General features: G+C 73.0%; 15 protein-coding genes. 8 read left to right on the top strand and 7 right to left on the bottom strand.

Annotated elements, in window-relative coordinates:
• Window positions 1-33 precede the first annotated feature (33 nt).
• Together F8279_RS00100 and F8279_RS00095 are read left to right on the top strand one after the other, a co-directional pair.
• On the top strand, window positions 34-4,293 hold the full coding sequence (locus F8279_RS00100) for a VCBS repeat-containing protein (RefSeq protein WP_151498694.1): 4,260 nt from the start codon (window positions 34-36) through the stop codon (window positions 4,291-4,293).
• 117 nt (window positions 4,294-4,410) lie between these two features.
• A complete protein-coding gene (locus F8279_RS00095; RefSeq protein ID WP_151498693.1) occupies window positions 4,411-6,306 on the top strand; it encodes an ABC transporter ATP-binding protein in 1,896 nt (631 codons plus the stop codon).
• A 12-nt stretch (window positions 6,307-6,318) separates the two neighbouring features.
• Here F8279_RS00095 and F8279_RS00090 read toward each other — a convergent pair whose 3' ends face one another.
• On the bottom strand, window positions 6,319-9,078 hold the full coding sequence (locus F8279_RS00090; RefSeq protein WP_151498692.1) for a matrixin family metalloprotease: 2,760 nt from the start codon (window positions 9,076-9,078) through the stop codon (window positions 6,319-6,321).
• 165 nt (window positions 9,079-9,243) lie between these two features.
• Here F8279_RS00090 and F8279_RS00085 point away from each other — a divergent pair, with 165 nt between their 5' ends.
• A complete protein-coding gene (locus tag F8279_RS00085) occupies window positions 9,244-11,277 on the top strand; it encodes a hypothetical protein (protein ID WP_151498691.1) in 2,034 nt (677 codons plus the stop codon).
• A gap of 61 nt (window positions 11,278-11,338) precedes the next feature.
• On the opposite strand, the gene F8279_RS00080 is transcribed toward F8279_RS00085, so the two are convergent.
• Window positions 11,339-12,307, bottom strand: a complete 969-nt coding sequence (locus F8279_RS00080) for an alpha/beta hydrolase (protein WP_151498690.1) — start codon at window positions 12,305-12,307, stop codon at window positions 11,339-11,341.
• A 54-nt stretch (window positions 12,308-12,361) separates the two neighbouring features.
• Complete coding sequence (locus F8279_RS00075) at window positions 12,362-12,667, bottom strand: putative quinol monooxygenase (RefSeq protein ID WP_091416550.1); 306 nt, start codon at window positions 12,665-12,667, stop codon at window positions 12,362-12,364.
• Between the two features lie 154 nt (window positions 12,668-12,821).
• Here F8279_RS00075 and F8279_RS00070 point away from each other — a divergent pair, with 154 nt between their 5' ends.
• Window positions 12,822-13,727 carry an AraC family transcriptional regulator gene (locus F8279_RS00070; protein WP_151498689.1) on the top strand — a complete coding sequence of 302 codons (906 nt, stop codon included), beginning with the start codon at window positions 12,822-12,824 and terminating at the stop codon, window positions 13,725-13,727.
• Here F8279_RS00070 and F8279_RS00065 read toward each other — a convergent pair.
• A complete protein-coding gene (locus F8279_RS00065) occupies window positions 13,630-13,959 on the bottom strand; it encodes a TetR/AcrR family transcriptional regulator (RefSeq protein ID WP_151498749.1) in 330 nt (109 codons plus the stop codon). The genes F8279_RS00070 and F8279_RS00065 overlap by 98 nt on opposite strands.
• Window positions 13,960-14,142: 183 nt before the next feature.
• Here F8279_RS00065 and F8279_RS00060 point away from each other — a divergent pair, with 183 nt between their 5' ends.
• Window positions 14,143-14,883, top strand: coding sequence for an alpha/beta fold hydrolase (locus F8279_RS00060; protein ID WP_151498688.1), 741 nt, complete (start codon window positions 14,143-14,145; stop codon window positions 14,881-14,883).
• Window positions 14,884-15,007: 124 nt separating this feature from the next.
• Here the strand turns inward: F8279_RS00060 and F8279_RS00055 are convergent, their stop codons facing one another.
• Window positions 15,008-17,794: a CHAT domain-containing protein gene (locus tag F8279_RS00055; protein WP_151498687.1), complete on the bottom strand. Its 2,787-nt coding sequence runs from the start codon at window positions 17,792-17,794 to the stop codon at window positions 15,008-15,010.
• A 407-nt stretch (window positions 17,795-18,201) separates the two neighbouring features.
• Between F8279_RS00055 and F8279_RS00050 the strand changes: the two genes are divergently transcribed.
• The 3 genes from F8279_RS00050 to F8279_RS00040 all read left to right on the top strand — a co-directional run bounded on the left by F8279_RS00050 (window position 18,202) and on the right by F8279_RS00040 (window position 21,513).
• Window positions 18,202-18,603: a hypothetical protein gene (locus F8279_RS00050; RefSeq protein WP_139135439.1), complete on the top strand. Its 402-nt coding sequence runs from the start codon at window positions 18,202-18,204 to the stop codon at window positions 18,601-18,603.
• 49 nt (window positions 18,604-18,652) lie between these two features.
• Window positions 18,653-19,075 carry a hypothetical protein gene (locus F8279_RS00045; RefSeq protein WP_192580586.1) on the top strand — a complete coding sequence of 141 codons (423 nt, stop codon included), beginning with the start codon at window positions 18,653-18,655 and terminating at the stop codon, window positions 19,073-19,075.
• 269 nt (window positions 19,076-19,344) lie between these two features.
• The gene (locus F8279_RS00040) at window positions 19,345-21,513 is read left to right on the top strand and encodes a S8 family serine peptidase (RefSeq protein WP_151498685.1); all 2,169 of its coding nucleotides are present in this window, start codon (window positions 19,345-19,347) and stop codon (window positions 21,511-21,513) included.
• Here F8279_RS00040 and F8279_RS00035 read toward each other — a convergent pair whose 3' ends face one another.
• Together F8279_RS00035 and F8279_RS00030 are read right to left on the bottom strand one after the other, a co-directional pair.
• On the bottom strand, window positions 21,514-22,413 hold the full coding sequence (locus tag F8279_RS00035) for a GlcNAc-transferase family protein (RefSeq protein WP_151498684.1): 900 nt from the start codon (window positions 22,411-22,413) through the stop codon (window positions 21,514-21,516). It lies immediately after the preceding gene.
• Window positions 22,410-23,342: a hypothetical protein gene (locus F8279_RS00030; protein ID WP_151498683.1), complete on the bottom strand. Its 933-nt coding sequence runs from the start codon at window positions 23,340-23,342 to the stop codon at window positions 22,410-22,412. The genes F8279_RS00035 and F8279_RS00030 overlap by 4 nt, the downstream gene beginning before the upstream one ends.
• Window positions 23,343-23,350 lie beyond the last annotated feature (8 nt).

Here is a 23,350-nt window from a genome sequence, read left to right as displayed (position 1 = left end):
CCTCCGGCCGGTGCGCACGGAAAGGTGACAGTGATGCGATCAGGAAGATTCGGCCCGTGGGCCGGCGCGACCGCGGCCGCTCTGGCCGTGGCGTTGCTCGGTCCCGGGGCGGGCGTGCCCGGCGCGGCGGCGCCGGTCCGGGCCGCCGGCCCGCCGGGAGCGGGCCTCTCCGCCGGCTGCGAGACGTTCGGGTTCACGGCGATGCCGGCGGTCGCCGGGATCGCCGCTCCTCGTGACGTCGAGGCGGTCGACACCAACCAGAACGGCTTCGACGACCTGCTCGTCGCGTCGGCGAGCGGTGACGGCGACGTGCACCAGCTCATCGCCGCCGGCAACGGGACGTTCCGTACGTCGGAGACGCCCGGCGGAGCGCCAGAGGTCTATCCCGCTTCGGGCACGCCGCGCGCCATCACGGTCGGCTACTTCAACCGGGACGCCAAACCGGACTACGCCGTCGCCACCACCGACGGGGTGGGCATCTGGTTCGGGACCGCCGGTAGCGACCCGAGGTTCGGTCCCGGAGGGCACGTGCTGGCCGGCCGCAGCGTGGCGGACGTGGCGGTGGCCGACTTCGACCACGACCTGCTGCCCGACCTCGCCGCCGTCGACCCCGCCGTGCAGAGCGATCCGGACGACGACCGGGTACGGGTGTTCCGCAACCTCAACGGCGGCGCCTTCGACGCGAGGTTCCCCCTCGGCGACCAGGCGGCGTACGTCCGGCCCGACTTCCTCGCCGCCGGCGACCTGACCGGCAACGGCGTGCCCGACCTGCTGTTCAGCAGCCGCGGGCAGAGCACCGTGTCGGTGATCCGCGACGGCAGCAACAGCCCCGCACCCCGGGTCGAAGGGCTGGGCGAGGCGTGGAAGCCCGTGATCGCCGACTTCGACCTCGACGGTCGGCTCGACGCGGCCGTCGCGATCCTCGGCGATGACCGGATCCGGTTGTGGAGTGACTTCCGCGACCCGCCGGCCGGCGGCTTCCCGCCCGCTCCCCGGGAACTGCCCTCGCTGGACCTGGGCCCGCTGACCCCGGGACGCGAGGGCCCGCACGACGTGGACGTCGCCGACGTCAACCGGGACGGCCGTCCGGACCTGGTGGTGGTCGGCTACGCCAGCCGCGCCGTCTACGTCTTCCCCGGCAACGGTGACGGCACGTTCGGCAGCCCGGCGGTGCTCGCGGCGGGCAGCCGGCCGGTGCAGGCGGCAGTGGGCCGGTTCGACAACAACCAGTCCCTCGACGTGGCCGTCCTGGACGAGGTCGACAACACCCTGCGCGTCTACCTGAACACCTGCACCGCACCCGGGCCGAACCTGACGGTGAGCGGGGTGGAGGCCACCCAGGTGATCCAGGACCTGGGCAACTCCGTGGACCTGGTCGCGGACCGGCGCACTGTCGTGCGGGCGTACGTCGGCACCGACGCGGCGACGCCGGCGGTGACGGCCGCCCTGCACGGGTTCCGGCCCGACGGCACGTCGCTGGGCCCGCCGGTCGCACCGGCCAACCCGGGCCGCCTGCTGGTGCCGGACCGGACGGTACGGCGCGGACAGCTGGGCGGCGGGTTCCTGTTCGAGCTGCCCACCCAGTGGACGAGCGAGGGAGAGGTCAGACTGCGGGTCGAGATCAACCCCGATCGCCGCGTCACCGAGCCCGACTACCTGGACAACGTCGTCGAACGCACGGTGCGCTTCCAGGCGTCCAAACCGGTGCGCGTCAAGCTGATCCGGTTCGGTTACCGGCGCGACGGACAGACCGTGCTGCCTCCCGAGTCCGACCTGGACCGGGCCGAGTCGCTGCTGCGGCGCACGCTGCCGACGAGCCGGCTGGAGGTCACCCGCGCCGACTACCGCGACGACACCCCGTTCTTCTGGATCGGCGACGACAGCTTCTTTCTCGACGCGCAGGACGCGCGTTCGGTGCTCGAAAGCTACCGGCGGGCGACGGCAGGAACGCGGGAACCCGGCGTCTACCACCTGGTCATGGTGAACCGGGACCGGATGGGCGGCGTCGCCGAGAACATCCCCGGGTGGGTGGCGGTCGGCGGATCGCACAACCCCTCGACCATCCAGCACGAGCTGGGGCACCTGCTCGGCGCCGCGCACGTGGAGTGCACGGACAATCCCGGCGACGAGACCGGGCCCCGGTCCTACCCGTACCCGCGCGGCACCATCGGCGGACCGGACCCGGCGAATCCCAGCTTCGCCGGCTACGACATCGGCGACCACTCGGTCGGCGCTCCGCGCCGGGTCGTCTGGGCGCCGGACACCAGCCCGCCGGTCGCCGACCTGATGAGCTACTGCCCGCGCACGTGGGTCTCCGACGACCTGTGGCGGCTGTGGCGCAACCGGGTCCAGAACCCGCCCGCCCAGCAGGGCGCGACAGGTGACCTGCTGGCGCTGTCCGGCGCCGTCGGCGACGGGGCCGCCACCCTCACCGGGCAGCGCCTGACCCGCACCACCCAGCGCCCGGCCACGACGCCCGGCCCGTACGCGCTGCGGCTGCTCGACGCCGCCGGGGCGACGCTCGCCGAGCACCCGTTCACCCCGGCGGCGGCCACCGAGCACGCCGCGACCCGGCTGTTCCACGAGGTCGTCGACTTCGTCCCCGGCACCCGGCGGGTGACGCTCGTGGACACCCGCGCCGGGCGGGACCTCGCCACGCTCCCGGTGTCGGCGAGCCCGCCCGTCGTGGCGCTGGCGGGCGAGGCGCCGCCCGCGTCGGTGCCGGCGACCGGGCCGGTCACAGTGGGCTGGACGGCCGGTGACGCCGACGGCGGCCCGGTCACCGCGAGCGTCCTGTACAGCCCGGACGGCGCCGACGACTGGCGGGTGCTGGCCGCCGGGCTCACCGGGACGTCGTACACGGTGGACGCCGCGCAGCTCGCGGGCACCGGTGGCGCGGCGACCGGCCGGCTGCGGGTGCGGGTCACCGACGGGGTGAACACCGCCGACGCGACGAGCGGCCCGCTCACCGTCGCCGGCAAGAACCCTTCGGTACGGATCACCGCCCCGATCGGCGGCGCGTTCTTCGCCACCGGGCAGACCGTCACGCTCGCCGCGACCGTCACCGACCCGGAGCAGGGCGACCTGGACGGATCGGCCGTGCGCTGGACCTCCGACCGCGACGGTGACCTCGGCACCGGCGCCACCCGTACGCCGGGGCAGCTCAGCGAGGGACGGCACGTCGTCACGGTCACCGCCACCGACGCCGACGGCCTCCGGGCCACCGCGCGTACCGAGGTGACTGTGGGCCGGGTTCTGCCGGCCGGTGGCCCGCCGGCCGCGGACGCCGGGCCGGACCGGACCGTCGTCGAGGGCGACACCGTCACCCTCGACGCGACCGGCACCACCGACCCGGACGGCGACCCGGTGACCCTGTCCTGGACCGTGCTCGCCCAGCCGGACGGCGGCGGGCTCGGCGGCGGCCCGCGGCTGGAGGGCCCGGCCGGCACGCCGTCGTTCCGAGCCGACCGGGCCGGCACGTACCGGCTGGAGCTCGCCGCCACCGACGCCCGCCACGGCACCACCACCGACACGGTGACCGTCACAGTGGCGAACCGGCCGATCGAGGTGAGCCCGATCGCGCTCGACGAGGAGCTGCGGGTGGCCGGGCCGGTCACCGTGCGGGCCACGTTCACCGACCCGGGTGTGCCGGACACGCACCGGTGCGCGGTCGACTGGGACGGCGACGGTCCGGCCCCGGCCACGCCCGGGGTGGTCACCGGGGAGCGCAACGAGGGCGTCTGCGTCGCCGGCGGTGAGCTGCGGCCCGGTGTGCACGTCGCGCGCCTCACCGTGACCGGCGACGACGGCGGCACCGGACGGCAGCAGGTACGGATCGTGGTCTACGACCCGTCGGACGTCACTGTGGCCGGCTCGGGCGCGATCGTCTCACCGGCCGGGGCGCTCAGCGCGGACGTGGCCGCCACCGGGCCGGGGGAGTTCGCCTTCGTCGCGGGCCTGGTGAAGGGTTCGCCCACGCCGTTCGGCACGACCACCTTCCGGATGCCGGACCGCGGGTTCACGTTCGCCGGCACGACACACGAGCGCCTGGCCGTCGCCGGGTCGGTGGGCCGGTACCAGGGCGAGGGCACTGTGAACGGCCGGCCGGGGTACGCGTACCAGCTCACCGTCTCCGACGCGCCCGACGGGCGGGACGTGGACCGGTTCCGGATCAGGATCTGGGAGAGCGACGGAGGGCGCGTCGTCTACGACAGCGGCCGGGGCGCACCGGACGATCTCGACCCGGCGCACCTGCAACCGCTGAACGAGGGCCGCGTCGTGGTCGCCGGCTAGCCGCCACCCGCTGTCGCTCCGCCGCCCGCCGTCCTTCTCCGGGCGGCGGGCGGCAGCCCGTGCGGCGGCTTGACCTGAAGCGGACGCGAGGTTCTAGCCTCCTCGCGGAGGTACGGCATGAGCATGGAAGTGACCGCGTGGACGTCCCTGCACCACGCCATGAACGCGCAGGACGAGCGACCGCTGTCCCGGGCGACGTTACGGCGCGTCGCCGGGTTCGCCCGGCCGCACCGTAACTTGATCGTCACGTTCCTGCTGTTGAGCGTGGTGACGGCGGTCCTCACCGTGGCGGCGCCGGTTCTGGCCGGGCGGGTGGTCGACGCGATCGTCGGCGGCGCCGACAGCGGCGTCGTGGTCCGGCTGGCGGTGCTGATCGCCGTGATCGCGCTGGCCGAGGGCGGCCTGGGGCTGCTGACGCGGTACCTGTCCGCCACCATCGGGGAGGGCCTCATCGTCCAGCTGCGGACGGCGGTCTTCGACCACGTCCAGCGCATGCCCGTCGCGTTCTTCACCCGGACCCGCACGGGCGCGCTGGTCAGCCGCCTGAACAACGACGTGATCGGCGCACAGCGGGCCTTCAGCGACACCCTGTCGGCAGTGGTCGGCAACGCCGTCACGCTGCTGCTGACCCTGGCGGTCATGCTGAGCTTCTCCTGGCAGATCACGCTGCTGGCGCTGCTCCTCCTGCCGGTCTTCGTCCTGCCCGCACGCCGCATGGGTTCCCGGCTCGCCCGTCTGCAGCGCGAGGCGGCGGAGCAGAACGCGGCCATGAGCAACCGGATGACCGAACGCTTTTCGGCGCCCGGCGCGACGCTCGTCAAGCTGTACGGGCGTCCGGCCGAGGAGTCGGCCGAGTTCGCGGCCCGGGCGCGGCGGGTCCGCGACATCGGTGTCCGCGCCGCCATGCTCCAGTGGGTCTTCATCACCGCGCTCACTGTCGTCGGTTCGCTGGCCTTGGCCCTGGTGTACGGGCTCGGTGGTGTCTACGCCCTGCGGGGCAGCCTCGACGCCGGCACCGTGGTCGCGCTCGCGCTGCTCCTGTCGCGCCTCTACGCGCCGTTGACGTCGCTCGCGAGCGCCCGGGTCGAGGTGATGAGCGCGCTGGTGAGCTTCGAGCGGGTGTTCGAGGTCCTGGATCTCAGGCCGCTGATCCTCGACCGGCCCGGCGCGCGTCCGCTTCCCGACGGGCCGGTCGCCGTGGAGTTCGACAGCGTCCGGTTCGGCTACCCGTCGGCCGACAGGGTGTCGCTCGCGTCCCTGGAGGACGTCGCGAAGCTTGACACGCGCGGCGGCGAGGAGGTGCTGCACGACGTGTCGTTCCGGGTGGAGGCGGGGCGGATGGTCGCCCTGGTCGGCTCCTCCGGAGCCGGCAAGTCGACGATCGCCCAGCTCGTACCGCGCCTGTACGACGTCGGGCACGGCGCCGTGAAGCTCGCCGACGTCGACGTCCGCGACCTGTCGACCGAGTCGGTCCGGGCGGCACTCGGCATGGTCACGCAGGACGGACACCTGTTCCACGAGAGCATCCGCGCCAACCTCGCGTTCGCCCGTCCGGACGCTACCGAGGACGAGATGTGGGACGTCCTGGGGCGGACCCGCCTGGGAACGCTGATCCGGTCACTTCCGGACGGGCTCGACACCGTCGTGGGTGAACGTGGGTACCGGCTGTCCGGCGGGGAACGCCAACGGCTCACCATCGCGCGGCTCCTGCTGGCCCGCCCCCGGGTGGTCATCCTCGACGAGGCGACGGCGCACCTGGACTCCACCTCGGAGGCCGCCGTGCAGGACGCCCTCGCCGAGGCCCTGACCGGCCGGACCAGTGTCGTCATCGCGCACCGGCTGTCCACCGTCCGCGCGGCCGACGAGATCCTCGTGATCGAGGGCGGGCGCGTGGTGGAACGCGGACGGCACGGTGACCTGCTCGCCGCCGGCGGACGGTACCAGGAGTTGTACCGCACCCAGTTCGGCCAGGAGAAGCCGGAGGTCCCGAGGGAACGCGCCGCCACCGGCTGAGCGCCGCGCCCCTCACACCACGTCGGACACCCGGGTCAGGTTGGTGCGCTGCCAGTCGTGGTCGCCGAGTGCGCGGGACAGCAACTGGATGTTGCCGTTCGCGGCCGTGTACGTGATCTGCAGGCGACCGCCGCCCAGCCACACCGACAGCACGCTGCGCCCCACCGGCGGCATCCCGTCGATCTGCACCCGCTCGGCCTGCCACGTGTCGCCGTCGCCGGTCAGCTCCCACAGCCCGCCGTCGAAGTCGGCGAAGACCAGCAGCCAGCCGTCGGGTGCCCCGTCCGCGCCGGGCACCCGCTGCACCGCCGACGCGCTGCACTCGGGCAGGCCGAGTTCCGCGGTCAGCGACCGGGTGTGCCAGGCGCCGTCGTCGCCGACGGCGTACATCCGGATGTCCTGCCGGTGGTCGAGGCCGAACACCCGGTGCCGTTCGCCGGCGCGGTGCTCGCCCCACACCGGCATCATCGTCAGCGGCAGCGGGTTCTCCGCCTGGGTGGCCCAGGTCAGCGACATCTGACCCCAGCCCTCGGGGCCCTCCCACAGCATCCGCAGGTGCTCCTCGGCGTCCCGGTAGACGATCACGTCGAGGCCGGTGACGCCGTCGACGTACCCGTAGGGGGTGCCGTCGGCGGCGACCGCGCCCTCCACCGACACGTCCTGCCAGACCCAGCCCTCGCCGGGCGCCTGGGACAGCCGGATCGTCCGGCCGTCCGTGGCGCTGTACACGACCCGCTGCGTGTCGCCGTTGCGGTAGGCGTTCGGGCCGTACCGCACGGCGGGCGGGCCGCCGCTGTCCTGCGTCAGGTCACCCCACCACCACTGGCCCTGGTCGTACCAGATCTGGTAGACGTGGCCGCCGTCGCCCGCGTAGACGTACGAGGGCACGCCGTCGTGCGCGAAGAACGGCGACGGGGAGCTGCCGCGGGCCATCCGGGGCGCGCCGACGTCCGCGGTGAGCCGCGTCCACGTCCACCCGTCGCCCTCGGGGTAGTGCACCACGAGGTGCCGCTCGCAGTCGGAGTAGGCGACGTGGTCCACCTCGGGCAGCACCCGGATGCCGACGCCGTCGGTGAACGGCAGCCGCCCGTACATGGCGAACAGGCCGTTGCGGTCGTCGGACTTGGGCACCCGGTACCAGCTCGCGTTGCGGTGCATCACGTTGCCGCTCTTGCCGTGGTTGAGACCGAACGCGTGGCCGATCTCGTGCGTGGCGACGTGCCGGAAGTCGGGGCCGTGGAGGTCGACGTCGAAGTACCCGTGCGCGTCCCAGTTGATCTTTCGGTTGAAGATGACCGGAAGCTGGCCGCCCGCATCCGGCCAGCCGGGAGCGGCGCCCCACTTGGTCACCGCGTAGACGGTCCGGAACCAGCCGGTGTCGTGGAAGACCGGGTCGTCGCCGACGGAGAAGACGATGTCCGCCTCGGCCGGGTCGAAGACGCGGGTGAACTCGAACGGCCCGTACCAGTTCTCGCCCAGCACCTCGCGCCACACGTCGAACGACACCTGGATCAGCTCGTGCTTCAGCGCGTCGGTGAACTCGTCCCGGCCGTACGGCATCGTCATGTCACCGAGGTGGTAGGTCAGGTTCGTGTGCCGGAAGTGCCCGCCCTGGAGGACGAAACCGGTGGTGGTCGTCCGGTCCGGGGTGCCGCAGCCCGGTGCGGTCAGGTGAGCGGCGGTGACGGCGTCGGGCCGCCCGGTCACCGGCAGCTCGTGGAACGTCTGGTACGCCCGGATCGCCGCGCCCAGCCCGGTGGTGGGGGCGAACCCCGCCTCGGTGAGCAGCGTGGCGACCGCGTCCAGGGGCAGGTTCGCCACGTCCGGCCGGATCAGCGACACCGTGCCGTCCACCACGTCGCCCACGTACGCCGTGCCGTCGGCGGTGACCGCTACCGCGTACGGGGCGTGGCCGGTGGTGATCGGGTCGAGCGTGCGCGGCGCGTACGGGTTTGTGGTGTCGACGAGCTGGACGCCCTTGTCGGTGGCGAGCCAGGCCCGGGACAGCCCCGGCACGGCCGCGAGGTCGCGGACGCCGGCCGCGGTACGCACCTCGCCGAGCCGTTGGCCGGTGTCCGGATCGTGCACGCCGAAAAGCGGGTGCACAGTGCCGCCGCCGAGCGAGCCGACGTAGATCATCCCGTCGTGTGCGACCGCCACCCCGCCCGGCTGGAGGTGGGCGGGTTCGATCGGCGCCACGGTGAGCGTCCCGTCCGGACGCACCACGGCGAGCGCGTCGTCGGCCGGCACGAGGCCCTTGACGTACAGCGCCGCGTAGACGGTGCCGTCCGGGGCCACCGCGAGCCGGTTCGGCGCCGACGGCAGCGGCACGACGCGCCGCTGCGTGGTGTCCGCCAGCTCGATCACGTGCAGGCGCTTGTGCGCCCAGTCGGCGGTGTAGAGCAGATCGGCCACCGGATCCACGGCGATCGCGATCAGCCCGAAGCCGATCGGGATGTCGGTGACCGTCCCGGTGGCCAGGTCGCAGCGGGAGACGCTGTAGCTCTGCACCCCCCGGTTCATCACGTACGCCTGCCCGCGTCCGGGGTGCCAGGCCACCGCGCGGGGCTCGTGACCGACCGGCAGGGACGGGCGGACCGGGGCGAGGGTACGCGGGTCGAGCACGTGCAGCCGGCCGGCACCGGACGCGGGGTAGTGGGTGACGAGCAGCGCCGTGCCGGTGTCCGTGATGGCGTGCACCGAGCCGGGGTCCGCGGCGGTGCCGAGGGCGACCTGGAGCTGAGGTGGTGGTGTGGGAGCGGGAGTGGTCATGACGTCCTCCACTGGACGTGAACGCTTCGCCACCCACCGTATGACTGTGCGCCTGACCTGCGGATTCTTCGTCGTTGATCCGGCAGTGTCGATGTGCGTGCTCTTGCCGAGAATCGTTCACGAGCGTAGGAAGAACACCACCGTCCGATGTCGAAGGAGACACGCGTGCCCACCCCCAGACGGCTCCGTCTCGCCGTGTCCGCGTTGGTGACCGCATCGGCCGTGCTGCTCGGCTCCGGTGCCGCGGCGGCACCGTCCGCGCCTCCCGCGCCGGCCGGGCAGCGGTCCTGCGACCCGATCGATCCGGCGGCCTGCCTGTTGCCGTTCCCGAACGACTACTTCACCGTCCCGGACCGCAGCACCCCGACCGGCAAGCGGGTCCGGTTCGCGGCCTCCGCGATGCCCGCCAACGTGCTCGGCGTGCCGATCGACCCGGCCGAGTGGAACCGGCAGGACGGCTTCAGCCCCGGCTCGCCGATCCTGGCGCGCGTACCCGGCCTCGACGCCGCGCGGACGCGGATCGCGCCGGTCACCGACGTCGGCCGCTCGCTGGCGCCGGACGCGCCGATCGTGCTGCTCGACGCCCGCACCGGCCGGCGTACGCCGTACTGGGCCGAGCTGGACGCGCACGCCGCAGGCAGCCCGGACCGGCAGGTGCTGATCATCCGGCCGGCGGTGGCGCTGACCGAGGGCGCCCGCTACGTCGTCGGCCTGCGCGGCATGCGCGACGGCGACGGTGCGCTCATCCCGGCGCCGAAGGCGTTCCGGCGGTACGTGACCGGCACCGGCCTGGAGCGTCGGGACCCGCGCGCACCGCAGATGAAGCGGATCCTCGCCGACCTGAGCCGGGCCGGGTTCAAGCGGCACAGCCTCTACCTGGCCTGGGACTTCACGGTCGCCAGCCGGCAGGGCCTGACCGGGCGGATGCTGGCGGTCCGGGACGGCGCGTTCGCCGCGCTCGGCCGCAGCGCGCCCTCGTTCACCGTCACCCAGGTCACCGACTACACGCCGGAGCAGGATCCGCTGATCGCCCGGCAGGTGACCGGCACCGTCGCCGTACCGTCCTATCTGACCGGTGACGGCGGGCCGGGCTCGCGGCTGCACTACGGGCCGCCCGGCGGCGACGGCACCCCGCCGACGCGCGACGCGCTGCCCACACCGTCCGGCACGACAGTGGCGGCCGACTTCGTCTGCAACATCCCGCGCAGCGCGTCCGCCGCGCGACCCGCGCACCTCTCGCTCTACGGCCACGGCCTGCTCGGCCGGCCGACCGAGATCAACGCCGGCAACGTCAAGACCATGTCGCAGACGTACGACTTCACCTTCTGCGCGACGAGCTGGATCGGCATGGCCGCCGCCGACGTCCCGTACGTGGCGGGAGCCTTTACCGACCTCAGCGCCTTCCCGGCGGTGGCCGACCGGCTCCAGCAGAGCTTCCTGAACTTCCTCTTCCTGGGCCGGACGATGATCCACCGCAACGGGTTCGCCGCCCATCCGGCGTTCCGCGACGCGGCCGGGCGGCCGCTGATCGACGTGGCCGGCGGGCTGCACTACGACGGCAACAGCCAGGGCGGCATCAACGGCGGCGCGCTCACCGCCATCGCCCAGGACTGGACCCGCTCGGTGCTCGGCGTGCCCGCGATGAACTACTCCACGCTGCTGCAACGCAGCGTCGACTTCGCCCCGTTCCAGACCGTCCTGGACGGCTACTACCCGGACAAGATCGACCAGCAGATCGTCCTCGGTCTGCTCCAGATGCTGTGGGACCGGTCCGAGGCAAACGGGTACGCCCAGCACATGACCGACCGGCCGCTGCCGCGCACCCCGGCGCACCGGGTGCTGATGCACGTCGCCTTCGCCGACCAGCAGGTCTCGACCGCCGCGGCGGAGGTCCAGGCGCGCACCATCGGGGCCCGCCTGCACACCCCGGCGCTCGCCCCCGGCTGGTCGCCGGACGTGCGGCCGTTCTGGGGCATCGAGCCGATCCGCAGATACCCGTACGCCGGCTCGGCCATTGTGGTCTGGAACAGCGGCGCGGCGTACGCGCCGCCGCCGACCAACCTCGCGCCCGCCGGACCGGAGTACGGCGAGGACTCGCACGAGTTCCCGCGCGCCCAGCCCGGCGCCCAGCGGCAGAAGGCGGTGTTCCTGCTCACCGGCAAGGTGATCGACGTCTGCGCGGGCGGGCCCTGCCCGTGACGTAGCCCCACCGGAGGCACGGCCGGCTCGAGCGGTTCGCGCCGGCCGTGCCCCCCGGAGCTCAGCCCCGGCGACCGGGGAGGGGGTCCAGGACCCGGGCGAGCCAGTCGGCCTGAGCCCGCCGGGCCGCGGCCGACACGCGCACGTGCGGGAACAGCGCCGCGAAACCATGGAAGCCGCCGGCCCACACATGCAGTTCGGCCTGGCCTCCGGCGGCCCAGATCCGGCTCGCGTAGGTGACGCCCTCGTCGCGGAAGACCTCCGCCGTCCCGGCGTCGATGTACGTGGGCGGCAGGCCGGACAGGTCCCCGGCGAGAGCGGGGGAGACGTAGGGGGAGACCTCCTCGCCGGTCCGGTCGCCGAGGACGCTGCGCCACCCGAACTCGTTCATCTCCCGGGTCCACACGCCGTCCGGGCCGGTGTACTGCCGGCTGGACGTGGTGTCGTTGCGGTGGTCGAGCATCGGGCACGACAGCAGTTGGGCGGCGACCGCCGGTCCACCGAGGTCGCGTGCCATCAGCGTGACCCCGGCCGCCAGGCCGCCACCGGCGCTGGCGCCGGCCACGACGACACGGCCGGGGTCGATGCCGAGGGCGGCGGCGTTGTCGGCCACCCAGCGCAGACCGTGGTGACAGTCGTCGACCAGGGTCGTGCCGGTGGCCTCCGGGGCCAGCCGGTAGTCGACGGTGACCACGACCGCGCCGAACCGGTCGAGCCACTCCAGCGGGATGTCGATGTTCGAGAAGCGGTCTCCCCACATCATCCCGCCGCCGTGGATCCAGTAGACGCAGGGCGCCCCGGCCGTCTGCGCGGCCGGGCCGATGACGGACAGCGGGATCGGCGTTCCGTCCGCGGCGGGGACGGTGACCTCACGCCGTCGCACCGCGCGGTCGCGCAGGTGGGTCTCGATCGGCGGCTCGGGGAGCCGGCGTACGAATTCGATCACCTCGGGGCCCAGTGGCGGCATGGACGGCAGGTCGGCCAACGCCGCGAGGAACTCGGGGTCGAGGTTGGGTCGAGGGGAGCTCATCAGAGGGGTCCTTCCGGTGAGGGGGTCGGGGCGGGGCCGGCGGCGGCAGCCGGTTCAGAAACGCGCCTTCCCGCCCACCGGAACCGCGTCCGTGTACGCCGACTCGCCGGCCAGCAGCGGCTGGAGCCTGGCGACGAGATCCTGGGCCTCCGCACCGGCGAAGAACCGGCGGTGAGCCTCGGCGCTGGTCCAGCCCTCGACGACGTGCACGACGTCGGGGTCGGAGGCCGACCGGGACACGAGGAAGACGAGGCAGTCCGGATGGGGCAGGGACGGCGCGCCGAGCAGCAGCCCGACCAGGTCGTCAGCCCTTCCCGGCCGTGCGGTCATGGTGGCGTGGAACCCGTGGCGGACGGTCATCGCGGTGCCTCCTGGATTGTCGTATCCGGGCTGGTCCCGGAAATCCGACTCCTCAATGGAAGCAGGATGAGCACGGAAAACGTTAGGTACATGCTCGCGAAGACTTGCCTGATCCTACTCAGCCTGCGAGGATCGGCCATGCTTTAATCGATGGGTGGATCTGGCTGAGCTGCGAGCGCTGCTGGCCCGTCACGCGCGGCCGGACATGAGCACCGCCATCGACGGCGTGCTGATCTCGAAGGTCGAGCGGCAGAGTCCGCCGGCCACGTCGATGTCGGGCACCGTCATGGCACTCATCGCCCAGGGGGCGAAGCAGATGGCGCTGGGCGACCGCGTGTACGACTACCGCGCCGGGCAGTACCTCGTCGCGTCGGTCGACCTGCCGGTCACCGGCCGCTTCACCCGGGCCAGCGCCGACATGCCGGCGCTGGGGTTCGGCCTGGTGCTGCACCCGCCCACGGTCGCGGAGCTGCTGTTGCAGGCGGCGCCGGGCGACCTCCCGCCCGTGCCCGGCGCAGCGCCCTCGGGCATGGTGGTCAGCGACGCGCCGGACGAGCTCGTCGACGCGGTGATCCGGTTGCTGCGGCTGCTGGACCGGCCCCGGGACGTCGCGGTGCTCGCGCCCCTGGTCAAGCGGGAGATCCTGTGGCACCTGCTCACCGGGGAACAGACCGGGGCCGTCCGGCAGCTCGGCCTGGCCGACAGCAGCCTCAGCCACGTCGCCAGGGCGGTGCGGTGGATCCGTGACCACTATGCGCAGTCGTTCCGGGTGGAGGAGCTGGCCCGGCTGTCCGGGATGAGCGAGTCGGCCTTCTACCGCAACTTCCAGGCCGTGACGGCGATGAGCCCGATCCGGTTCCAGAAGCAGATCCGGTTGCAGGAGGCCCGGCTCCTGCTCGCCACGCATCCCCACGACGTCACCGGCGTGAGCGCGCGCGTCGGATACGAGAGCCCGTCGCAGTTCAGCCGTGAGTACCGCCGCCAGTTCGGGGTGCCTCCCCGCGAGGACGCCGCCCGCCTGCGCGGCACCGCCCCCGGCCGCGTGCCCGCGGTCGTCTGACCGCAGACGTACGCGACTCCGCCGCCGTCGCGCTCGTCCGGGCCGCGAGGGACGGGCAGGGGAGGGTGACGGCCAGTAGGCGATCGATCGGAGAAGGGTTGTCCGGGGTCGCCGCTTCCACGGCGGCGCGGTCCATTTCGTGCACCCGGCGCAGATAGGCCCGAATGAGATCGTCCTTGCCGGGGAAGTGCCGGTAAAAGGTGGCACGGGTAACTTTCGCCTCGGCGACGATCTGGTTGTTCTCAGCATTCTCTCAGCCGGGCGTTCATGGGAACCGGTTGCGGGATTCGGGCACCTCGGATAGCGGCGGGAGGGTCGGTGTGACCATTCGCCGACGTTTCCCCATTCCGCTGACAGCGATTCCGCGCGTGCCCGATATTGGAGTCTCCGCCGGGCCTGCCGAAAGGAATGTCAGATGAATGCCGCACCGAAGCCGGAGACCGGAATGCCGACTGTCGTGCTCGTTCACGGGGCATTCGTGGACGGGTCGAGCTGGAACGGGGTGATCGCCGACCTCCGGCGCCGGGGCTACCCGGCCATCGCCGTCGCGAACCCGCTGCGCAGCGTGGCGGGGGATGCCGCCTACCTGCGTGCCCTCGTGGACAGCCTGCCCGGACCGGTAGTGCTCGCCGCCCACTCGTACGGCGGAGCGATCATCACCGAGGCCGCGGACGGCGCCGCCAACGTCCGGGCCCTGGTGTACGTCGCCAGCTTCAGCCCGGACGTCGGCGAATCGGTGGCCGACCTGAACGCGAGGTTCCCCGGCAGCCAGCTCGCCGACAACATCCAGGCGGTGCCGATCCCCGTGCAGGACGGCAGCGCGGACATGGACCAGTGCGTCAGGCAGGAGAGCTACCCGGACTTCTTCGCCCCCGACGTCCCCCGTGAGACCGCCGCGGTGATGGCGGCCACGCAGCGGCCGGCCGCGGCGAACACGCTGACCGACAGCGTGACGCGGGCCGCCTGGAAGAGCATCCCGTCCTGGACGCTCGTCACCACCCAGGACCTGGCGATCCCACCGGACCTGCAGCGCTTCCTGGCGCAGCGGGCCGGGTCGACGACGGTCGAGGTCGACGCGTCCCACGCGGTGACCGTCTCGCAGCCGGCCGCCGTCGCGGACCTCATCGACACCGCGGCGCGCGCCGGCGCGCAGTAGTCGTCTGCGGCCGGCACGCCAATGTCCTAGGACGGTCTAGGGGGTGTGCCGACCGTCGCAGCGAGCGTCGCCGGGTTGGTGGACATCCGCCCGGACGCACGCGCGGTGATGCGATGGTTCGCGGTCACGCTCCGGTGTACGCGAACGCGGCCCAGTACCTCGGGTCGACGTAGGGGCGGTCGTCCGCCTGGCCGGGGGGATCGACATCGGGCAGCAGGGCGGCCAAGTCGGTCCGCGTGGCGGTGCGGAGCCACCGCTGGGCCCGGTTGAGTGCGACGGCAGGTTCGCAGCCCTCCTGGCACCACAGGCGGTAGAACGTGACCATCAGGTAGGTGGTGGCGAGATCGTCGACGGACCAGGCGGTTGCGATCACCCCGGCGAATCCGATCTGGATCAAGGCCGAGGGCAGGCCGACCGTCTCGTTGGGCAGCGCCGACCCACTGCGGTTGGTCTGACAGGCGGACAGCACGGCCAGACGGCGGCGGCTCGGCTTCAAGGTCCGCCGTAGCTCCTCGAGCGTGACCTGCCGGTCGGCGAAGTACAGCCTGCTGTCCATGATCGAATCAGGGTCGACGCTGCCATGGCAGGCGATGTGCCACACGGTGTGTTCATCAGCTGCCGCGTGGAACTCCGCCCACGTGCAGCCGTGCCGTGGCGACGTCGCCCGGCCGCTCCACCGGCGGGTGATCTCAGCAGTCTCCCGGCCGACATACCGAAGGTGTTCGCCGAGGCTCGTGCCGTGCCCATCAGGTACGTCGATGGCGAGCAATGTCTGCTCCGGGCCGGCGAGTCGTCGGGCAGTGTTGCGGCATCGCCGCAGGCTACGGACGTTCGGCGCGTACCGGATCGCCGAGAACTGCCCGACGTGACGCCACTCGGTGTCCTCGTCACCGGGGATCCCGGGCACTCCGGCAGCATGCAGCGGCAGGAGGCTGAGAAGGCCGACGGGCACCAGCGTGACCACCTGTCCCCTCGCGCTCCACAGAACGACGTCCCTGAGCCCTGCCTCCCAGAGTGCGCGAAGCGCCCCGGCCGTCCGGTCGACGCTTGGTACGTCGAGCGGTTCGATCTCGCGGAGCTCGGGCAGGAGTGGGCTCGTCCTCAAGGAGACGGCGCGACCGGATGCCGTCCCGGTCCCGGCCACCACATCACGGACCAGCTCGACGATCGTGGCGCGGTCCAGTTTGGGCAGGTCGACGTACTGCGGGTCGTGCCGTGCGGCGACCACGAGCGCGTACCCGCCGGCCTTCGCGGCGCCGAGGTAGACCAGGGCGCCGTCGTCGGTCTCGGCGGTGATGGTGTCGTAGTCGGCGAAGAGGGCGAGCGGGTCCGTTCCGGTCACCGCCGCGACGCGCCCGGCGACGCCACGGAGGTGCGACCACGACTGCCGTAGATCGGGGGACGAGAGCCGCGTCCGATCATTGAAGTCCTCGACGGCATGCCGGTACTCCTCCGCGAGGTCAGCCCGGCCGGCCGCCCGGAGACGCTGGAGTACGGCAGCATCGTCCCGGCCGATCACTTCGGTCAGTCCGACCGCCCGGCCGGTCTCCAGCGCGAGCACCGCCTCCCGATATCGTCCGGCTCGCGCCAGCCAGTATCCGGCCTCCTCGGCGTACTCCTGCGCGGCAGCGAGCACCCGCTGCTTCGCGCGTGCTCCGTATCGCGTGACGACGTCCTGGGAGGCCAGATCGACCAGGTACTGGTACGCCTCGGCGGCGTACCCGGCATCACCGGTGCCGACGGCCCACTCCGCCCACGCCACCGCCAGCCGAGCCCGAGCGGCGATGGTCCCGGTGACGTCCATCGACTCGCGCCACGCCCGGTGGCGGCGCTCGTCGTTCGGTGTGCCGGTCAGCGCGTCCAGGGCGGACAGCGCCTCGTGGAGCAGTAGGCGATCGTCTGCGTCAGGGCGGCGCCAGGGGCGGCAGCGGCCACGGACCAGGCGCACCGCTTCGCGTATGTCACCGGCGGCGGACGAAGCCCCGGAGGACATGGCCCGCCGTAACAGCAGCCTTGCCAGGGCGGCGTCCGCGACGGTGGTACGGCTCCACAGACGCAGGCCGGCGGCTCGGCCTGACCGGCACCATCTGATGCCTTCGTCGAGTCGATGCGGATGGCTGCCCGCCACGACGAGTCCGAGTGTGGCGAGGATCTGTGGCCGCAACGCTCGGGAGAGCCTGTCCTCCGCCTGCCTGCCGCTCGTCAGTTCCGCGACCGCCGCGCGGAGGTTCCCGTTCATCACGTGACGGCGGCCCCGTAGCAGACGTAGCAGACCGCGGCTGGAACCTGTGAGGTCGAGTCGGTCGATCAACTGATCGAGCGGCGCGGTGTCGTCGTGGGTCTCCGCCATGGCGAGGGCGGCTTCGGCGACAGCGAGGACGCGCCCCTCGTCCGACAGCGCAACGGTGGCGAGGTCCGGCACGTCGCCGGTTGTCGCGGGCCTTCCCCGGGAGACGCGCGGTGCCAGGACGGCCGGCATACCCGCCACGAGAACGGAGGCCGACCTGCTCCGCCCAAGAGCGGCACGAGTGTGGTGCAGCGCCCGCATCTCGGCGATCTCTCGGAAGCCGGCGTGATGCGCGGGCAGCAGGACGCCGAAGATGCGGTCCGCGACGTCGCGCAGCGCGGTGAGTAGCTCGTTCTCCTGCGGGTGACCGACGGAGGACTGGCGCTTCAGCACCATCAGGCACATGGTCACGTAACCGCGGGCCGTCGTCCTTCTGCTGCTGTCCTCGTCCACGTTCCGGGTGTCGACGAACGGATGGCAGCTCAGCAGGTCCTCTATCGCCAGGTCGAGGTCGTCGAACACGCTGGCGACCAGGATCAGCTCGTGCAGACTCCACGACGTCCGGTCGAAGCCGTCGGTGCTCGGCCACTGCGGCGGCCGGGCCTGACGGTGCGCCAGCCACACCCGGCGAGCCGCGGCCGGGTTACCCCGCAGGTGCGCGTCCTTGTACGCCCAGACATACCGCTCGGCCCCGGCTATCCACCGCAGAGTGTCGTCAGGGCTGTTCAGGTCGTGCCTGATTCGCTGTCCCCTGGCCTCGTGCGCCCACGGCTCCTCGAAGGTCGCGTCGGTCGGCCTCCCGCACCTCGGGCACGGGTGCGGCCACGACCGGGGCGCCGGCACGTCGCCGGTGCCGCAGCCGTCGTTGCGGCACTCCCAACCCCGCACTGTCGCCTCGGGTGGTGCCAGGTATCCGTAGGAGGTACGTGGCGGGCGTCGAACCAACGGGGTGACCGTCCTCGTGTGCGTGGCCGGCATCGGCTGCCAGTCCTCGCCCCCTGCTGACGGACAGCTGTCCGTCAGCAGGGGGCATGGCATTCTTCCGACGACCGCCCAGCTCGCCGTTTCCGGACGACATGGTGCGGTGGCTCGACCTCTTCGGCCGGTACTCGTTCGACGTGCACGGCAGCGGGATCGACGACAGCAGCATGTGGGAACGCGTCGGGTCGCTGTACGGGTACGCGACAAGCGACCGGGAGGGCTTCCTGGCCGCCCTGGGCGACCTCGTCGCCGACGACCAGGGTGGCTTCGCGACCTTCGGTGCGGCCCGGCTCGTCTGGGAGATGTTCAGCGGGGACGCGCTGGCGATTCCGGCGGCGTTGCCGCTGATCGACGCGGGCATCGCCTTCAAGGCCTCCCGTGGGCTTCCGGTCGCCCTGCTCACCGGCTACGAGCAGCAACGGCTCCAGCAGATCCGCGCACAACGCGGCTGAATCCGCAGTCGCGACGACGTCATCCGATCGCAAGGAGGAAATGAATACCGTGGAAGGACTAGTCTGCTTCGGGATCGTGGCCGCGTTAATCGGCTTCTTCGTCTGGCAGTTCATCGAGACGCGGAACGCCGTCGCGACCACGGTCGTCGACACCACGTGCGATCCAGCCCAGGCGGTCGAGGCCGTACGACAGGCGTTCGGCGGTTCCCGCAGCGTGCTGTGGACCGGCACGAGCGGCCCGGGAATGATCAACATGCGGCGACGTGGATTCCGGGGTGGTGTCACGATGTCGATCGACATCGAACCACATCCGGGCGGGGGTTCCCGGGTGGAGATGTGGGCGTCGAGAACGGTCGAGTACATGGGGATCCTGGTGAACTTCGCCGGTGTGGTCAACCGGCGGAAGACCGTCATCGCGCGGCTGCTGGCCGACGCGGAGAGCGCGAGGACCCAGGGCGGCGTCGGCCAGTGACACCGGAACCGTAGATCCCGCTCCATTCGCGGAGGGCCGGAGGCCCTCCGCGAATGACGGCGTACTCGACCGGAGCGCCCGGCTGGTGCACCACCGCCGCCGTGCATCGGGGAACCGCGATGCTAGCCTGCCCGTCTGGTATGGACAGTTTCCTCGACCGGGTTCAAGAGTGGATCGATGACGGATGGTTCGGACGCCCGGCGTTCGCGGCACCACGCAACGTCCGGGGCCACACCCGTGAACGGCGCCGGCACCCGAGGTGGCCGCGGGTGACCCGGACCGCACCGGCAGCCGCCCGGGCCACGCTCGCCGCAGTCGTCGCCTCCGCGGTGCTCGCGCTGACGCCGCTCGCGCCGGCGGCCGGTGCCGGCGGCGTCAACGCGCTCGCGCCGGCCGCCCGCGCCGAGGGTGACCACGTCAAGTACTACACGGTCGAGGCGGCCCACCAGGGCGAGCCGGAGAACCTCACCGAGATCGCGGAGCGGTTCCTGGGCGACGGCGCGCGAGCCGCCGAGCTGTTCGCCCTCAACACCGGCCGGATCCAGCCGGACGGCGCGACACTGACCGACGGCTCCCGGCTCCGGGCCGGCTGGGTGCTCGTACTGCCGTGGGACGCGTACGGCGGCGAGGTCCGCCAGGGCGTCCCGCCGGCCGCGAAGCCGGCGCCCGGGACGTCCATGCCGGACAAGCGGGATCCCGCCGCCGACGGCGACGCGGCCGTCCGCCCGCCGAAGGGGTGCGGCACCGCCGCGACGTCGCGCGCCACGTCCGCGTGGGCCGGTCCGCGCGTGGCTGCCGACCAGGCGTGGCCGCACAGCCGGGGCCGGGATCAGCTCGTGGCAGTCGTCGACTCCGGTGTCGCCGGCGGCCGGCCCTCGCTCGCCGGCCGGGTGACGACGGGCGTCGACCGGGCGACCGGTGGCGCTCGCGGTGACGCCGACTGTCTCGGCACCGGTACGGCGATGGCCGGGTTGATCGTGGCGCAGCCGGTGAAGGGGTCGACAGTGGCCGGGGTCGCACCGGACGCGGCGGTCATGCCGGTCCGGGTGGCCGGCCGGACTGCCGGGGCCTCGGCCGCGGCGAGCGTGGCGGGCATCCGGGCGGCGGCCGGCTCCGGCGCCTCCGTCATCGCGGTCGGGCCGCAGGTGGACCTCGGTCAGGCCGAGGTGGTGTCCGCCGTCAACGAGGCGGTCGACGCCGGCGTGGTGGTCGTGGTGGGCGCTGCGGGCTCCTCGGCGCCGCCGGACCCGGACGTGCCGCTGCACGACGCGGTGCTGCGGGTCGGCGGTATCGGGGCCGACGGGGGTACGGCCGACGGCTACCGGTCCGGCGGTGTGGACGTGGTCGCGCCCGGCGTCGACGTGGCAAGCCTCGGCATCACCGGTGCCCGGCCGGTGAGCGGCACCGGCACCCACCTCGCCGTCGCGTACGTGGCGGGGCAGGCGGCGCTGATCCGGTCGGCGTACCCGGATCTCGACCCGGCGCAGGTCAGCAACCGGGTGCTGAAGACCGCGAAGACCACCGGCGGCGTCGCACCGGAGATCGACCTGACGGCCTCCCTCACCGCCGTGTTGCCCGAGGAGGCACCCCGAGCGCAGGCGGCCGAGCAGGCGGCTGGCTCCACGGGGATCGGCCGCCGGGCGGCGTTGCTGGCGCTCGCCGGGCTGGCGGCGCTCGCCGCCCTGCTGCTGGGTCTTCGCGCCCGCCGGTCGGCGCGGAGCGGTGCCGGGCGGCCCGAGGCGGCACCCGCCGGGGCCGAGGCGGCATCCTCGTCCGTCCACACCGGCAGGACGGACCTCGCCGCGACACGGACCGATCCGGCCGTGGCCGCCCCGGTCCCGACCGTCCGGACGGGCGCCGGCTCGGCCGTCGCCGGTCCCGCCGTCATCGGCCCGGCCCGAACCGGCCCGGCCGTCGTGGATGCCGTCGACACCGTTGCCGATGACACCGTTGTCGATGACACCACTCCCGACGACGCTGTTCCGGCCGGCACTCGGCCGGACGTGACGGCGGCGGTGGCGGAGTTGAGCCGCGACCCCGCGCTACGGCACCTGGCCGCCGACGAGGCGGGGATGGCGTACCTGGCCGAGACCCGGCCGGAGGCGCGGGAGAAGGCGCTCATCGGCCTCGTGCCGGGCATGGACGACGAGACGGTGGCCGCGCTGCCGGCGATGGTGACGGCGCTGCCCGGCACCGACGAGCAGGAGCAGTCGCTCACCGGCGTCCTGGTCGACGTCCGGCGTCACCTGCGAGGTGACCCGCTCGCGCTGGACCGGGCGCTGGTGCGGGCCGGGAAGATCCGGTGGCAGTCCCAGCACGAGCTGGCCGAGCACGTCACGTCGTACGCGCAGCGGCATCCGGAACTGGCGCGGCTCGCCACCGCCATCGCCGAGACCCGCTGGTCGAGCGGCGCCGAGGAGCCGGTGCGGGGCACCTGATCAGAGCAGCACGAGTTCCCGGGCCAGCATGTCGGTCCAGGTGCGGCGGGTGAAGTTGCAGCCGGTGTGCGCCACGAACTGCTCCAGGGTGCGTACCGGCCCGATGCCGAGCCGGTCGACCGGCGGGGTGTGCAGCATGTAGAGCACCCGGCGGCGGCTCAGCTCCTCGTAGCGGGCCCAGTCGGACTCGACGTGGTCGCTCCAGTGCCGCGGCCTGTCCTGCCGGATGTAGTAGTGCCAGGTCAGCACCTCGGTGGGGTGGAACAGGTCGTAGCCCCACGTGTAGGCGCGCAGGGCAAGCGTGATCTCCTCGCCGTGGAAGTAGATGCCCGGGTCGTAGGGCACCTCGGTGACGAACGAGCCGGGCGCGAAGAGGAACCCGGCGGCCAGGAACAGTGCCGGCTTGGGCGGTACGCCCGGCGCGGCCCCCTCGATGAGGCGCTGGCCGAAGACCGGTACGCCGATGTTCGTCCACTCGCTGACGACGATCTCGGCGGGCGCGCCCGCGCCGGTGAACTCCTGATCGGGCTCGTAGCTCGCCGGGTAGGCGGTCAGGACCGGCTTCGCCGCACCCGTCTCCCGTGCCATCCGGATCATCCGTACGTCCCAGTCCGGCGCGAACCGGGTGTGGCTGTCCACCTGCAACAGCCAGTCCTCGCCCCGGTACCGCTGGAACGTCTTGTCCCGGGCCCAGCAGGCGCCGCGGCTGTCGCGGGCGTCGTACTCCTGCACGTCCACCTGCGGCAGGTCCCGGATGGCCGAGATGTCCTCGTCGCCGAGGTGCTGCCAGCACACCGCGATGCGGACGTCCTCCGGGCGTGCCGCCTTGGCCAGGCAGTCCAGCACCGTCGGCACCAGTTCCCGGTCCCGGTACGACGCGATCGCCACGAAGATCGTCATGCGTCCGCCTCCGCCGGGACGAGGGCGTACGACTGGAACAGCAACGCCAGCGCGCGGTGCTCGTCGGCGGGGTCGGTGACCGGGAGCCGGTCCCCGCGCGACCGGATGTGGGCCAGGAGGTCCGGTTCCGGCGCCAGGCCGTACGCCTGGAGGTAGTAGGCGATCGACTCGGGCCAGAGCCAGCGCCCGTCGGTTCGGTAGGTCATCGGCACGACCTGTCCGCGTCCGGGCTCCACCACGTCGAGCCCGCGCGCGCTGGTGGCCAGCACCGGCGTGCCCGCGTCGAGGTACGCCGCCGCCCGGGCGAGGTCCGTGCCGGACAGCCGCTCGTGGCCCGGTGCGAAGCGTGCCCCGTCGTCGTCGACCTCGTCGAAGACGCGGGCGATCCGCGGCGGCTCCGCGTCCCGGTCGGCCCAGAGCAGCGCGCCGGACCGGCGGGCCGCGGCCGAGTAGGGCGGGAGCTTGTCGCCGTGGCGGTACACCTCGACCAGCGGGGCCGAGATCCCGGCCGCGGCGAGCGCGCGCATCACGGTCGCCGCCGTCCCGGCCTGCGGGCCGTTCGTCTCCAGCACGTAGACCGGCGCGGGCGGGATCACCGAGGCGGCCCACTCCGGGGCGATCCGCCATCCGCGCCACAGCGCCACCGCGCCGGGCTGCTGCCGCGCGGCGGCGACCGCGACCCGGTCGGTGTCGTCCATCAGGCCCTCGCGGCCGGTCAGGTCCGCCAGCGGCGGCACCCGCCCGCCGAAGACACGCGGATTCGGTACGGCCGACGCGAACGTGAACGCCAGATCGACCGGGCCGGGCGGCTCGGGAGGGGACACCGTGCCGGTGTCGGCGAGCCGCAGCCGCGCGTCGGCGAGCATCGCGTCCGGCACCCGGCCGCCGAGGTGCAGCAGCGCGGTGTGCAGCTGGTCCTGCTCCGTCATTCCGGGCC

The sequence above is a fragment of the Micromonospora sp. AMSO1212t genome (assembly GCF_008868145.1).
GTDB lineage: Bacteria > Actinomycetota > Actinomycetes > Mycobacteriales > Micromonosporaceae > Micromonospora > Micromonospora tulbaghiae.
Note: the sequence above shows the minus strand (reverse complement) of the source record. Positions and strands in the feature narration are given on the sequence as shown.